At 64.6% G+C, this 14,351-nt stretch carries 10 protein-coding genes; 9 read left to right on the top strand and 1 reads right to left on the bottom strand.

From position 1 onward, the window contains the following. Positions 1-82: 82 nt before the first annotated feature. The 7 genes from C2R25_RS17000 to C2R25_RS16970 all read left to right on the top strand — a co-directional run bounded on the left by C2R25_RS17000 (position 83) and on the right by C2R25_RS16970 (position 10,387). A complete protein-coding gene (locus C2R25_RS17000) occupies positions 83-2,806 on the top strand; it encodes an EAL domain-containing protein (protein WP_233204098.1) in 2,724 nt (907 codons plus the stop codon). A 103-nt stretch (positions 2,807-2,909) separates the two neighbouring features. Continuing rightward, complete coding sequence (lepA, locus tag C2R25_RS16995) at positions 2,910-4,712, top strand: translation elongation factor 4 (protein ID WP_103730341.1); 1,803 nt, start codon at positions 2,910-2,912, stop codon at positions 4,710-4,712. 140 nt (positions 4,713-4,852) lie between these two features. Next, complete coding sequence (locus tag C2R25_RS16990) at positions 4,853-5,413, top strand: LuxR C-terminal-related transcriptional regulator (RefSeq protein ID WP_233204097.1); 561 nt, start codon at positions 4,853-4,855, stop codon at positions 5,411-5,413. Positions 5,414-5,418: 5 nt separating this feature from the next. Next, the gene (locus C2R25_RS16985; protein WP_146049691.1) at positions 5,419-5,937 is read left to right on the top strand and encodes a hypothetical protein; all 519 of its coding nucleotides are present in this window, start codon (positions 5,419-5,421) and stop codon (positions 5,935-5,937) included. 138 nt (positions 5,938-6,075) lie between these two features. Then, positions 6,076-7,710 carry an alpha-D-glucose phosphate-specific phosphoglucomutase gene (locus C2R25_RS16980; RefSeq protein WP_103730339.1) on the top strand — a complete coding sequence of 545 codons (1,635 nt, stop codon included), beginning with the start codon at positions 6,076-6,078 and terminating at the stop codon, positions 7,708-7,710. 206 nt (positions 7,711-7,916) lie between these two features. Further along, on the top strand, positions 7,917-9,221 hold the full coding sequence (locus C2R25_RS16975) for an LLM class flavin-dependent oxidoreductase (RefSeq protein ID WP_103730338.1): 1,305 nt from the start codon (positions 7,917-7,919) through the stop codon (positions 9,219-9,221). After that, entirely contained in the window at positions 9,221-10,387 is a 1,167-nt protein-coding gene (locus tag C2R25_RS16970) for an alpha-hydroxy acid oxidase (RefSeq protein WP_103730337.1), read from the top strand. Before C2R25_RS16975 ends, C2R25_RS16970 begins: the two co-directional genes overlap by 1 nt. On the opposite strand, the gene malQ is transcribed toward C2R25_RS16970, so the two are convergent. After that, positions 10,375-12,345 carry a 4-alpha-glucanotransferase gene (malQ, locus tag C2R25_RS16965; protein ID WP_103730336.1) on the bottom strand — a complete coding sequence of 657 codons (1,971 nt, stop codon included), beginning with the start codon at positions 12,343-12,345 and terminating at the stop codon, positions 10,375-10,377. The two genes, C2R25_RS16970 and malQ, sit on opposite strands and share 13 nt — an antisense overlap. Positions 12,346-12,502: 157 nt before the next feature. Here malQ and C2R25_RS16960 point away from each other — a divergent pair, with 157 nt between their 5' ends. After that, a complete protein-coding gene (locus C2R25_RS16960) occupies positions 12,503-13,396 on the top strand; it encodes an alpha/beta fold hydrolase (RefSeq protein WP_103730383.1) in 894 nt (297 codons plus the stop codon). A gap of 98 nt (positions 13,397-13,494) precedes the next feature. Beyond that, entirely contained in the window at positions 13,495-14,337 is an 843-nt protein-coding gene (locus C2R25_RS16955; RefSeq protein WP_103730335.1) for an arylamine N-acetyltransferase, read from the top strand. Positions 14,338-14,351 lie beyond the last annotated feature (14 nt).

Raw genomic sequence — 14,351 nt, 5'->3', positions numbered from 1 at the left:
AAGCGAAATGCGGGAGACTTTATCCGCCTCGTGACCGCCCGCATTTACACTTTGGCAAGAGCGGCAAGGCCATGGTCCGCGCATGTTGCATTCAGGCCTGCGTGAACGACGGCGAGGAGGGCGTTCGGACGCCGGACGGGATCCTGCGGCGGGCGGGGGGTACGCGGCGGGGGCAGGGCTGTCGGCTACAGGCTCTCCAAGCGCTCTCCAGCCGGGCGGGTTCGCACGCCCGCGGATCGAGGTCGACGCGATGGACCGGCCGCAGTTTTTCACCTGCGCGCGCTGGGCGTTCATGGCGGCGGCCCTGCTCGCCGGAGCGGCGCTCATGAGCCTGCTCTCGGGCACACTGCCGCCGCCAGTTTCCCTTGGCTGCCTTGGCCTGAGCATCGTCCTGTGCCTTCCGGCTGCCTTCTTTGCGCGTGTCGAGCGGCGGCTGGGGCATGATCGATGGGAACGCTACCTGCTGCTCCTTGTCGCCATCCTTTTGCCGATGGGATTGTTCGGGTTTGGCGGCGCGCTATGGACCGATCGTGCGGCATCGCTTGACCGGGACGTGACCGTCAATGTCTTTGTGATCCTTGCGCTCGTGGCGACGGCTCTGCTCGCGACCCGGCCGATGTCGATCGTCGGGGCCACGATTGGCTTGTGGAGCGGCGCGGCCCTTGATCAGGGTTCGCTCATCGCGCTCGGGCTTCTGAGCATCGGTGGCCTGACCGGCTTGCTGCTGGCGATCAGCCAGGTGAGAAACACTTCGGCGCAGGCGCAGCAACGTGCACAGGACGAACGCCAGCAGCGCCGCGCCGAAGAGCTGCTTCGCGAATACGAACAGACCGGCCAGGGATGGTTCTGGGAAACCGACCGGCAGGGGCGCATCACCTACATCTCGGAAACCGTGGCGGAGCTGATGGGCACGAGCGCATCGCTTCTCGAGGGAGAGCCCTTCACGAGCCTCTTTCAACTTGCCGGCTCCAGCGCGCAGGAGGAGCGAACCTTGCTGTTCCACCTCAGCACGCGGTCGTCCTTCCATGAACTGGGCGTAAGGGCGGCGACGGCGGATGAGCGTTGGTGGACCATATCGGGACGGCCGGTTCTCGATCCCTTTGACAATTTCCTGGGTTTTCGCGGTGCGGGAAGTGATCTTACGGAAAGGCGGCGCTCGCAACAGCGGGTGACTCACCTGGCGCGCTTCGATTCGCTGACGGGCCTCGCCAACCGTTTCCAGATGGCGGAGTGGCTGGACAAGATCCTGTCGACTCCGCGCATCGAAATGCGGGCGTGCGCGGTGTTTCTGCTGGACCTCGACCGCTTCAAGCAGGTTAACGACACGATGGGCCATCCGGCCGGTGACGCGCTGCTGAAACAGGTGGCGGAGCGACTGGGCGTCACCGTCAGCGACCGCGGCCGGGTGGGGCGGCTCGGCGGCGACGAGTTTCAGGTGATCCTGCACGGCGCTCAGCACCGCGAAGGCCTGGCGCAACTTGCCCGGCGCATCATCGAGACGCTCTCGCAGCCCTATGCGATCGAGGGTGCGACCGTGACGATCGGTGCCTCCGTGGGCATCGCCCTTTGCCCGGACGACGGTGTGACGGCCGATGAACTCATCCGCAATGCCGACCTTGCTCTTTACGCCGCAAAGGGGGGCGGAAGGGGGCGCCACCACTTCTACGACGACGATCTCCATTCGGATGCCAAGGAGAGGGAGCAACTGGAAGAGGACCTGCGCGAGGCCATCGCCAGAGGCGCGCTTGAACTGCACTATCAGCCGCAGGTTCGCACCGCGACGAGCGCTGTGACGGGTTATGAGGCGCTCCTGCGCTGGAAGCACCCGCTTCACGGCTATATCTCACCGGCCAAGTTCGTGCCCGTGGCAGAGGATGCCGGGCTCGTCGCGCAGATCGGTGAGTGGGCGCTGCGCACGGCGTGCCAGGATCTTGCGAACTGGCCCGAAGCTGTCCGCGTTGCCGTCAATATCTCGCCCTTGCAGTTCGCCAACCCCGCACTTCCGGCAATCGTGACGAGTGCGGTTGCCGCGGCCGGGATCAACCCGGGGCAACTGGAACTTGAGATTACGGAGAGTGTGTTCCTCAGCGACGAGAAGGCGACGGAGGCGATGTTCGGCGCTCTCAAGGGTCTGGGCGTGCGGCTCGCGCTGGACGATTTCGGCACCGGCTATTCCTCCCTCGGCTACCTGAAGCGCGCGCCCTTCGACAGGATCAAGATCGACCAGAGTCTCGTGCGCGGTGCCGCGATCGAGGGAAGCCGTAACGGCGCCATCATCTCCTCCATCGTCAGTCTGGCACAAGCGCTGGAGATGGATACCACCGCAGAGGGCATAGAAACCTTCGACGAGCTGGATCTCGTGAAGAGTCTGGGCTGCAGTCACGTCCAGGGCTACATCTACGAGCGGCCACTGAGTGCGGAAGGCGTGGCGGAGCAGCTCGGGCGCGGGCTGGTGCTCACCGCACAGGGGCCCCGATCGGTGCGGGCGACCCGCCAGACCATGCTGCGCAAGGTTGTGCTCGAGCATGGCACGCACAGGTACGACGGCATGATCCGCAATATCTCGCGCACGGGCGCCATGATAGAGGGGCTGTGGAACGTGCCGGCGGGCACGCAATTCCGGGTGCAATTGGCCGACGATCATGAGATCCTTGCGACATCCCGCTGGTGTCAGGAGGACCGCATGGGCGTGGAATTCGCTGAGACGCTTGCGTGCGACGCGAACGGCGCGGTCCTCTTCGGCCGGGCAGGGCAGCGTCGCGAGCCACCCGAACCTGTCCTGAGTGGGCAGCGCCGCATGGCCTGACTTCAAGGCGGTGCGGCGCTACCAGGCCCGAAGCGCGATTTTTCGTAGTTCGAGCTTCGTCAGGTCATTTCACCACGCGCTAAAATGCTCTAACGGCGCTCGCATGACCGACCTTGCGCAGATCCGTAACTTCAGCATCATCGCCCATATCGACCATGGGAAGTCGACCCTCGCCGACCGTCTGATCCAGACAACCGGCGGTCTGTCCGAGCGCGAGATGAGCGCGCAGGTGCTCGACAACATGGATATCGAGAAGGAACGCGGCATTACCATCAAGGCGCAGACCGTGCGCCTGAGCTACACCGCCTCCGACGGGCTGACCTACGAGCTGAACCTCATGGACACGCCGGGCCACGTCGACTTCGCCTACGAAGTGAGCCGCAGCCTTGCCGCCTGCGAGGGCGCGCTGCTGGTGGTTGACGCGGCGCAGGGCGTCGAGGCGCAGACGCTGGCAAACGTCTACCAGTCGATCGAGCACGACCATGAGATCGTGCCGGTCATCAACAAGATCGACCTGCCAGCCGCCGAACCCGAGAAGGTGCGCAACGAGATCGAGGAGGTGATCGGCATCGATGCCTCCGAAGCCGTGATGGCAAGCGCTAAGTCGGGCATCGGTATCACCGAAGTGCTGGAAGCCGTCGTCAAGAAGATCCCGCCCCCGAAGGGGGAGCGCGACAAGCCGCTCAAGGCGATGCTGGTGGACTCCTGGTACGATCCGTACCTCGGTGTCGTCATTCTGGTGCGCGTCATCGACGGCGTCATCAAGAAGGGCCTCAACGTCAAGTTCATGCAGGGCGGGACCGAGCACCTGATCGACCGCGTCGGCTGCTTCACCCCCAAGCGCATCGACCTGCCCGAACTCGGGCCGGGCGAGATCGGCTTCATCACCGCGCAGATCAAGGAAGTGGAGCAGGCGAAGGTCGGTGACACGATCACTACCGTGAAGCAGGGCGCCACAGAAGCGTTGCCGGGCTACAAGGAAGTGCAGCCGGTGGTATTCTGCGGCCTCTTTCCGGTCGATGCGAACGATTTCGAGAAGCTGCGCGAATCGATCGGCAAGCTGCGCCTCAACGACGCATCCTTCAGCTTCGAGATGGAATCGAGCGCGGCGCTGGGCTTCGGCTTTCGCTGCGGCTTCCTCGGCCTGCTGCACCTGGAGATCATTCAGGAGCGCCTGAGCCGCGAGTACGACCTCGATCTCATCACCACGGCGCCCTCCGTGGTCTATCGCCTGACGATGACGGACGGTTCCGTGAAGGAACTGCACAATCCGGCCGACATGCCCGATCCCGTGAAGATCGACTTCATGGAGGAGCCGTGGATCAAGGCGGTCATCTACACGCCGGACGAGTACCTCGGCTCGATCCTCAAGCTGTGCCAGGACCGTCGTGGCATCCAGAAGGATCTCACGTATGTCGGCGGCCGTGCCCAGGTGACGTACGAACTGCCGCTCAACGAAGTGGTGTTCGATTTCTACGACCGCCTGAAGTCGATCAGCCGCGGCTATGCCAGCTTCGACTACGAACAGATCGGCCTCCGAGAGGGTGACCTCGTGATGATGAACATCCTCGTGAACAACGAGCCGGTCGATGCGCTGTCGATGATCGTCCATCGCGGGCAGGCCGAGCCGCGTGGACGTGCGCTGGTGGAGCGGCTCAAGGAGTTGATTCCCCGGCACATGTTCAAGATTCCGATTCAGGCGGCGATTGGCGCGAAGGTCATCGCGCGTGAAACGATCTCGGCAATGCGCAAAGACGTCACCGCCAAGTGCTATGGCGGCGATATCACGCGCAAGAAGAAGCTCCTCGAGAAGCAGAAGGAAGGAAAGAAGCGCATGCGCGAGTATGGCAACGTGCAGATTCCGCAGGAAGCCTTCATCGCCGCTTTGCGGATGGGCGAGGAGTAAGCGCTACGGGTGTCATTCCGCCCGGACCAGCGCCGAAGGTGGCCAGGCGGCGCCGCGCCTGCGCCGGTCAGGGCTGAGTAAACTATTGACTAATACCGCTAATTCCTGCGAAACTCGTCGACTGGCAAAGTATCGGTTGGTTGAGGGCAGGAGGCAGCGGCATCGAAGGCGACGAGAGATCAGGCTCGTGCGGACAGAACCATGTCGAGGTCTTCCGCTTCCTGACGGCCAAGCAGCGCGACGCGCTGCGCCATGTCGCGGAAAACCGCACCACTAAGGAAATAGCCTTCATTCTGGGCATTTCCGAAAGTGCGGTGAATCAGCGCATCGAAAATGTGCGGGCTCGCACCGGCTCCCCGCCTCGCTCGGAGCTGGCGCGATCCTATCGGCAGTATCTGCAGGAGGTGGAACAGACGCCGGGTGTGCCCTTCGCACCTGCTCCGCCGGCATCCGATGCGACGGATCACACCGGGGACGCTGCGCCGGATGCGACACCGTCCCTGCCGGTCACGCCCGCTTCTGCGCCGGAGGTCGAGAGTACCGCCCATGAGGATACCCGTCATCGCGTGGTGGCCAAGTCCCTCGAAGGTCCCAATGCGGGTCTCGCCCGAGTGGCTGCAATCGTGGTGATCGCCGTGGGAATGCTGCTGATCGTCATGATCGGTCTTGGCGTTGCCCGCGTACTGACCCAGATCTTCTGATGCTGATGAGCGCTCTTCTTGAGCATCGTGACGCCATCGGTATGATCATCGCAGCGCTGTTTCTGCTCTGCTGCCATCCCCTGAAGGCCGCTGCACCGGAGTGGATCCTTTCCGGATTGCTGTTTTGCATGGCTGCCAGCAACACCCTTTTCGAGGTGGAGATCGGCGGACCTCTCCTCTGGCGGGAAGCGGACATGGGCCACCTTGCCGTGGACTCACTGGCGATGTGCAGTCTCGTCGTCGTGGCGCTCTACGCAAACCGGGAGTATCCGCTCTGGATGGCCGGAGCGCAGCTCATAACGCTCACGGCCCACCTGTTCCGCGTGGGAATGCCGGATATTAGCGCTTTCGCATATGCGGCAATGGCGATGTTCCCTTCCTACGTGCAACTCGTCGCAATGGCGATCGGTCTGACAAGACACGCCATGAGGCGCCATCACTGGGGGCCCTACCGCTCCTGGAGGCATCCTGATGACCGTGGCCCATTTTTCCGGGGAGCGGGACCGGACGCTCAGAGGGGGTAGGAATGCTTACCGATTGTTCGCGTGCAACCCTCCCGCTCCTGCCGCATTGGTCGTTCGATGGTTTGACAAACCACCGGCGGGTCCGAAACTGTCGGCTTGTGCGCACATGACTTTGCCGTTTTCCTGGAGAAGCTTCCCTTGACCAAGATCCTCACGGTTCCGACCACTCCGTTCGAGGGGCAGGCGCCCGGTACGTCCGGCCTGCGCAAGAAGGTGAAGATCTTCCAGCAGCCCGGCTATGCCGAGAACTTCATCCAGTCCGTTTTCGACGTGGTGAAGCCGGACTCGGGGGCTGTTCTGGTCATCGGGGGCGACGGGCGCTTTCACAACCGCACCGTCATCCAGCAGGCGATCCGCATGGCGGCCGCGAACGGCTATGGCCGTGTTCTTGTTGGGCAGGGTGGGATACTCTCCACTCCCGCTGCAAGCCACGTCATCCGCAAGTACCGTGCGAGCGGCGGCCTCATCCTGTCTGCCAGCCACAACCCCGGCGGGCCGGAAGAGGACTTCGGGATCAAGTACAACATCGGCAACGGAGGCCCCGCGCCCGAGAATGTCACCGACGCGGTTCTTGCGAGGACCAAAATGATCGACCGCTGGCTGACCGTTGAAGCGCCTGATGTCGATCTCGACGAGCAGGGGCGCGCTCACGTCGGAGAGATGATCGTGGATGTCATCGATCCGGTCAGGGACTATGCGGATCTCATGGAGGAGCTGTTCGATTTCGACGCCATCCGCAAGGCCGTCGCCTCTGGCTTCACGATGCGCATGGATTCGATGAGCGCAGTCACCGGACCCTATGCACACGAGATCCTTGAAAAGCGGCTCGGGTTTGCTGCGGGCACCGTGGTCAACGGGACGCCGCTGGAGGACTTCGGCGGGCATCATCCGGACCCCAACCTCATCCATGCGCGGGAACTTTACGATCTGATGATGTCCGATGACGCGCCGGACCTTGGTGCTGCGTCGGACGGTGACGGTGATCGCAACCTCATCATCGGGCGCGGACGCTTCATTACGCCGTCCGATTCGCTGGCGATGCTGGCGGCCAACATCCAGATCGCACCTGCCTACAGGGGACGACTCGCGGGTATCGCGCGGTCCATGCCCACGAGCGGCGCGGCGGATCGCGTGGCGCAGGAACTGGACGTTCCCCTGTATGAGACGCCCACCGGATGGAAGTTTTTCGGCAATTTGCTCGATGCCGGAAAGGTTACGATCTGTGGGGAGGAGAGCGCCGGAACAGGTTCGGACCATGTGCGCGAGAAGGACGGTCTCTGGGCGGTCCTGCTATGGCTCAACATTCTCGCCGTTCGCGGCATCAGCGTCGATGACCTTGCGCGCGAGCATTGGGCGCGGTTCGGCCGGAACTACTACGCCCGCCATGATTACGAAGGCATCGCCACGGAGAGCGCAAACGCGCTGATGAAGGAGTTGACGGCGAAGCTGTCCTCGCTTCCGGGCGCGACCCTGGGCCCGCTGACCGTGCGTGAGGCGGACAGCTTCTCCTATACGGACCCGGTGGACGAGTCCGTCAGCGCCAATCAGGGCATTCGCGTGCTGTTCGAGGACGGCAGCCGCATCGTATTCCGTCTTTCCGGTACGGGCACGCAGGGGGCCACCTTGCGCGTCTATCTCGAGCGGTTCGAACCGCGGTTCGGCCATCTGGACGCAGAGACCGCAGCCATGCTGGAGCATCAGGTTGCAGCGGCAGAAGCTATTGCCGGGATCGCGCGGCACACGGGGCGCAGCGCTCCGGACGTGATTACCTGAGACGCGCCTGAGCGGGGGTGCCTCACGTCCCTTGTGGGCTGGAACGGATACGCTGCAGCGATGGTTGAATGTTCTGTAGCTCCCGGATCGTAGAAAATCCGGCAGATACGGCCGTGCAGTTCGACCCAGTGTATACATGGCTGGCGGTTTGACCTTGCAAGCCAGCCTTCCCTCGGACCATCATGGTAGAGGGAGGGCCAAAGGCCATGAGCAAGCACATCCATCTGGTCAGCTTTCTGATCAACTCGCCAATCAACCATACGGTCCTCAGCTGGGCGCAGCCCAGCGACAACCGGCTGGATGCCCTGGCGGACCTGAAGCTGTGGCAGGAGCTTGCGCAGACCCTCGAACGGGGCAAATTCGACGCGGTTTTCTTCGCGGACACGCCGGGCGTCTTCGACCGCTACAGGGACAGCCATGAAGATGCGGTGAGATACGGTGTGTGCTGGCCCTCGCTTGATCCCGTCGTCCTGCTCTCGGCGCTGGCGGCCGCGACGCGGCACCTTGGATTGGCAACCACGATGTCGACCAGTGCCTACCAGCCCTGGACCATCGTGCGCCAGCTCGGAACGATCGACTATCTTTCTGGCGGCCGGGTCGGTTGGAACATCGTCACCGGCCATTTGCGTGGCGAACACCGTGCTCTGGGCCTGCAGCAGCTCGATCACGATCGCCGGTACGACCGGGCCGATGAGTACATGGAAATCTGCTATGAGCTCTGGAATTCCATCCGGCCCGACGCGATCGTCGCGGACAGGAGCAGCGGGATCTATGCAGATCCGGCGAAGGTCGATTTCATAAGGCACCGGGGGGAGTTCTTCTCGTGCGAGACAGTCGGCCCGGTCCCGCCTTCTCCGCAGGGACGGCCGGTCCTGTTCCAGGCAGGAAGCTCGGGGCGAGGGCAGCAGTTCGCTGTCAGTCACGCGGACGTGGTGTTTTCCATCCAGCCTAACGTCCCGGGCATGAAGCGCTTCATGACCAATCTTGCCGAAGCGGCGCTTGCCGCGGGTAAGCCCACGCCGGGTGTCAGCTTCGGCATTCAGCCGATCGTTGGCGGCACCGAGGAGGAGGCCCGCCGGAAACTTGCCGATCTTGTGGAGAAGCTGCCGATCGACGGCTGCCTGGCGCGGCTTTCGGGCACGATGGGCGTCAACTTCGAGGGAATGGATCTGGATCAGCCGCTGGCGGAGATCGAGACGCAGGCGTCCCAGGGCTTGATGAAGGCCTTCGCCAACATCGAGGGGGGGAAGCCGCTGACCTTGCGGGAAGTCGCCGTGCGGTGGGGCCTCGCCGTGGGCAAACCGCAGATCGTAGGCACGCCGGAGCAGGTTGCCGACGAGATGGAGCGCATCTGGCGGGAAACGGGCTGCTTCGGCTACAACGTGACGCCTACGGTCATGGCCAGCTCTGTCACGGATTTCGTCGACGAAGTCGTGCCCCTTCTGCAAAAGAAGGGGGTCTACCGTACCGAGTACGAAGGCACGACGCTGCGCGAGAACCTGGGGCTCTGATGAGTGACATCAGGCGTGCCGCTCACAACATCGCCCAGTTGCGCGTCCTGGCAAGGCGACGACTGCCAAGAGCGATCTGGGAGTTCATAGAACGGGGCACCGAGGACGACCTGCTCATCGAGCGCAACATTCGGGCGCTGCAGGAGGTCCAGTTCGTTCCGCGTACGCTGCGCAATGTCGCGGCGCGCTGCTCGGAGATCGAGCTGTTCGGTCGTCGACAGCGCTTGCCGCTGGTGATCGCGCCGACGGGCGTTTCGGATCTGCTATGGTATCAGGGGGAGCGGGCGATTGCCCGCGCAGCCGCTTCGGCCGGTATCCCTTTCACCCAGACCACCAGTTCGACAACAAGCTTTGCCGATATCGCCATGTGCGCCACGGCCGGCCACTGGATGCAGATGTATCTTTGGGAAAAGCGGGAGCTCTCATGGCAGGTTGTGGAGGCCGCTCGCGGGAACGGCGCGGACGTCCTCGTCCTGACAGTCGACACGCCGATGTGGCCGCTGCGCGAGTTCAACAAGCGAGCCGGGATGTCGAACCCGATCCGGCCGAATGCGCGGCTGGTGGCGGACTTCCTCAGACGGCCCGCTTGGCTGAGCACCGTCATCGCCCGCTACTATCGCGACGGCGGCTTGCCTCAGTTCGCCAACTATCCGGCCGAGGTCGGATCGAAGTTGACCGGAACCGTGAGCCGGGTCGCCAACTCGGCATCGGTGTGCTGGACCGACGTCTCGGAACTGCGGCGTCGCTGGTCGGGAAAGCTGGTCGTTAAAGGCGTGCTGAGCGTCGAAGATGCGCGCATAGCGGTCGACCACGGGGTCGACGGGATCGCCGTCTCCAACCACGGGGGGCGCAACTTCGACAGTGCGCTACCGGCGGTGGATGCGCTTGCCGCCATTGTCGATGCGGTAGGCGACCGCACTACCGTGCTGTTCGATAGCGGTGTGCGCCGCGGGGCGGATGTGCTGAAGGCACTCGCCATCGGTGCGCGTGCCGTGCTGATCGGCCGCGCCACGCTGTACGGCTGCGCGGCAGGCGGCGAGGCTGGCGCCCGGCACGCCATCGACCTTCTTGCCAATGAGATCGACGTCGCGATGGCGATGGTCGGCGTGTGCAGTCCTGCGGAACTCGACCGCACGTACCTCGTGCCCGGATCCTATAGAGGCTGATCCGGTCCCTCGGACGGAGCCGGTCCCTTTCTCGCCTCGGCCAGGATCCGGAGGCGTGCCGCATTCGCCGGTTCGTCGAGAAGCTTGGCGAGGGGCGCCTTCAGGCGACGGCGCCAGTTTGGGTGCTCGGTAACCGTGCCGGGAAGGTTCAACTGCTCGCGCTCCGCAAGGACATCCTCCACAGGGACGATAGCAAGCCCGCACGGCGTTCGTCCGATGTGGGCCAGAGCGGCGTCCACAACCGGTTCGGGCTCCGCGGGTGACGGGCGGGGTAGCGCATCGGGAGCGAGGGTGGCCCACAGGCGGCCGCGCTCCCATGCCCGACGGGCTTCCGCGTCCTGCCGCGTGGTGCCTTCCGGCAGCCGACCGAGGCGTTCCGCCCATTCGATGTCGAGACCCGTCCACCAGCCTGCCACCGTCGGGGTGTCGTGTGTACCGGTCATGGCGACGGCCTGCGGGTCGTAGTCGGACGCCCCGATGAAGCCTTCGTCCGCAGCACGCTCAAACCACAATACACGCATGCCCAGCAGGCCCGCGTTATCAATGGCGGGGCCGAACCCCTCGGGCATGGTGCCGAGATCTTCCGCCACGAGGACCGCGTCGGCCAGATGGGCTTCAAGAGCAAGGAGGCGGATGAGGTCCTGGAAGGGGTATCGAAGATAGGCGCCCTCGGTCGACGGCATGCCATCGGGGATAACCCAGAGACGGGAAAGGCCGAAGGCGTGGTCGATCCGCAGGGCCCCTGCGGTGGAGAGGGCGGCGCGTATCGTCGCGATCCACGGCTGATAGCCGCTGCGCGCCAGCCCATGGGGCGAGAAGCTGGTCAACATCCAGTTCTGGCCCAGTGGGCCCAGGGGATCTGGCGGAGCGCCGATCGTGACGCCCTGCAGAAACGCGTCGCCCATGGACCACACGTCCGCGCCCCCGGTGTGCACGCCCACTGCAAGGTCCGCGACAAGGCCGATGGCCATACCTGCCGCTCGAGCCCCGCGCTGGATTTCGGCAAGACCTTTGCGCGCGAGCCACTGGGCGAAAACGTGAAACGCGACCTCCTCCGCATGTTCACGCGCGAAGGCGGCTACTGCCGGTCCGTCGGGATCGTGAAGGGCAGTGGGCCAGTCCTGCCAACGCCGGGCGCCGCATTCGCGGAAGTGCACGTACAACGCGTCGTAGATGGCCTGACGGCGCAGGCCTTCCCCTTGCGCGGCGCTCTCGTCAGCGATCTTCTGCCGTGTTGCCGCGTCGAGGCCGCGGAAGAGGGCGCGCATCTGCTGAAGGCGCTGCGGAAGGGCAGCTTCCCAATCGATCAGAGCGCCCTCCGGCGCCGCTTCGGCAGGAAAGGGTGCCAGTCCGACGAGGGCGGGGTCGCCCATCGCACCATTGAGATAGAGGCGGCTTGATGGCGAGTAGGGGCTGAAGCCCTCGCCATCGCCGGGGAAGAGCGCATGAACGGGGTTGATCGCAACGGCGTCGGCCCCACGGGCGGCCATGATCGCGACCGCCTCGGCAAGTTCTCCGAAGGCGCCGAAGGGTTGGGGCGAACGGCCTCGGAGTGCCGGTATCTGGAGGGCCGGCCCCCAGAGGCGCCCTTTGCCGAAGCTTTCGACGCTGCGGCAGGAGGCGGGGGCGACTGCAATCGTGACCGGGTGCCCGGCAATGGTCTGTTCGTAGTATCCCGGCTCCTCAATTGCGGGAAGCGTGGCGGCGGCGCTCGAAAGCGAAGGCGGTAGCGCCGTCTCTACTCCGGCCTCCGCGACGATCAGGGCGGGAGGCCGAGCGTTGTCCTGTTCCGCCGCCTTCAGGCTGGCCGCGATTTCAGCGTCGCTATCCGCAGGGTAGCCCAACGCGCCGGCGATCGCTCGAAGGGTGGTGTCCGCCACGACCTGAGGCTTCCCTTCGACATCGTGCCAGATCCGGCACAGCCCGATGGCCTCGGCAAGCGCGTACAGTTCGGGCATTCGTCGGAGGCTCCTTTGCGGGCGGGAGGCTAGATCGGAGGCCGGACGGCCACAATCATCCGTGACATCGGACCGCTAGGGCGATTGTTCCAGCGCGGGGACTTGTGTTGCTTCATCCTCCGGAGGACGCTCCTGCGCAAGAGCAAGGGAGATGGGCATGCCAAGGATCGATGTCGGCGGAATCGGTATCGCTTACGAGTTGCTGGGACCGCAGAATGCTCCGGCCATCGCACTGACACCCGGAGGACGCTTCACGATGGACGTCCCCGGCCTGCGCGAGATGGCGCAGGCATTCGTCGACGCGGGATACCGGGCGCTCATCTACGATCGGCCGAACTGCGGCCTGTCTGATGCCTGCCTCCTGGGAGACAGCGAATCCGAGATGCAAGCCGAGGGGCTGGCGGGCCTCATACGCAAGCTGGAGCTCGGGCCGACGGTGATCGCCGGAGGCTCAGGCGGCAGCCGGGTTTCCATGCTGGCAGCGGCCCGCGATCCCGACATCTGCTCGCACCTTGTGCTGTGGTGGATATCGGGCGATCCGATCGGCCTCATGCAGCTTGCGACCTACTACTGCGGAGAAGCGGCGACGCTGGCCAGCGCGGGCGGGATGGAGGCGGTCCTCAAGGCCACCAGCTGGGCGGAGAACCTGGCAAAAAGCGATCAGGCGCGCAGCTTCATCCTTGCCCAGAACCCAGACAAATTCATCGCGGTGATGCAGAAGTGGGCAGCGGCCTACGCGCCGTCGGCGATCACGCCGGTTCCCGGCATGTTGCCCCGGGATTTCGCCCGCCTGACCATGCCCACCCTCGTGTTCCGCAGCGGGCGCAGCGATCTGTCCCATACTCGCGCGACATCCGAATGGGTTCATCGGCTCGTGCCGCAGTCCCTCATCCTCGACCCGCCGTGGGAGGACGATGAATGGAATCGTCGGTCGGCGCAGACCATGTCCGGCGCAGAAGGCCATACACTGTTTCGCTCCTGGCCAAGGCTGGTGCCGTTGATCCTCGACTTCGTCGAGAACACCGCCGCCAAGCCGGTGGAGGCTCGATAAGGGCCGGCCAGCTTCCGTTCTCCACATCGCGTGCACCGCTTGTGCCGGGCTTTTCCACAGGGTTGCCGCCAGCGGGGGCGCTGGTCTAGCAAAGCAGGATGGATATCGATCGGTACCTCCAGCGTGTGAACCTGAGCGCGCCCCCTGCCGCTGATCCGGCCGGGCTCGGAGCGCTTCAGGCAGCGCATCGCCGGGCTTTCGGGTTCGAGAACCTTGACGTGATGCTGGGCCGGGCGATTCGCATCGATTCCTCCAGCGTCTTTGACAAGCTGGTCGTCCGAAGGCGCGGCGGCTATTGCTTCGAGCAGAACCGGTTGTTCGCGGACGCGCTCGAAACGCTCGGCGTCGTGACGCGGCCGTTGCTTGCGCGGGTATGGCTGGGGCAGCCGGAAGGGGCCGAACCGCCGCGCACGCATACGGCGGTTCTCGCCATTCTGGACGGCGATCCATGGCTGGCCGATGCGGGCTTCGGTGGTAGCAACGTACCCCCTCTTCCGCTGCGAGACGGGGCGCAGGCCACGACCGCCGATGGAGCGCGCCACCGGCTTCGGCGCGTCGGAGAACGCGGCGAGATGAAGGGCGAATGGCTGCTGGAGCGGGCAGGTCCGGCGGATGCCACGGATGGGCGAGCCCAGGCGCATGAGGACTGGCAGCCACAATACAGCTTCGACCTTAGCGCGGTGGGGCAGGCGGACCTGGACCAGGCCAATCACTGGACGTCCACCCGGCCAGACACCCGGTTTACGACGTTGCATGTTGCCAGCATTCCGCTGCCGTCGGGGTTCGCGTCCATGACTGACCTGCAACTGACGATCCACGACGGAGCAGGAACCCGCAGCCGCGCGATCACAGATGCTGCCGATTATACGCAGAGCCTGCGCGAGATATTCCAGATCAGCCTGGACTTGGAAGAGGCCGCGGCGCTGGCCCTGTTCAGCTAGGAACGAAACGTCCC

Source organism: Novosphingobium sp. HII-3 (genome assembly GCF_002916655.1).
In the GTDB taxonomy this organism is placed as follows: Bacteria; Pseudomonadota; Alphaproteobacteria; order Sphingomonadales; family Sphingomonadaceae; genus Novosphingobium; species Novosphingobium panipatense.
Note: the sequence above shows the minus strand (reverse complement) of the source record. Positions and strands in the feature narration are given on the sequence as shown.

Bases quoted from the DNA above. Each gene is read 5' to 3' on its own strand.
- C2R25_RS16955 (WP_103730335.1), top strand. From the start codon at position 13,495: ATGGATATCGATCGGTACCTCCAGCGTGTGAACCTGAGCGCGCCCCCT.
- C2R25_RS16960 (WP_103730383.1), top strand. From the start codon at position 12,503: ATGCCAAGGATCGATGTCGGCGGAATCGGTATCGCTTACGAGTTGCTG.
- C2R25_RS16985 (WP_146049691.1), top strand. From the start codon at position 5,419: ATGAGCGCTCTTCTTGAGCATCGTGACGCCATCGGTATGATCATCGCA.
- C2R25_RS16970 (WP_103730337.1), top strand. From the start codon at position 9,221: ATGAGTGACATCAGGCGTGCCGCTCACAACATCGCCCAGTTGCGCGTC.
- C2R25_RS16975 (WP_103730338.1), top strand. From the start codon at position 7,917: ATGAGCAAGCACATCCATCTGGTCAGCTTTCTGATCAACTCGCCAATC.
- malQ (WP_103730336.1), bottom strand. From the start codon at position 12,345: ATGCCCGAACTGTACGCGCTTGCCGAGGCCATCGGGCTGTGCCGGATC.
- lepA (WP_103730341.1), top strand. From the start codon at position 2,910: ATGACCGACCTTGCGCAGATCCGTAACTTCAGCATCATCGCCCATATC.
- C2R25_RS17000 (WP_233204098.1), top strand. From the start codon at position 83: ATGTTGCATTCAGGCCTGCGTGAACGACGGCGAGGAGGGCGTTCGGAC.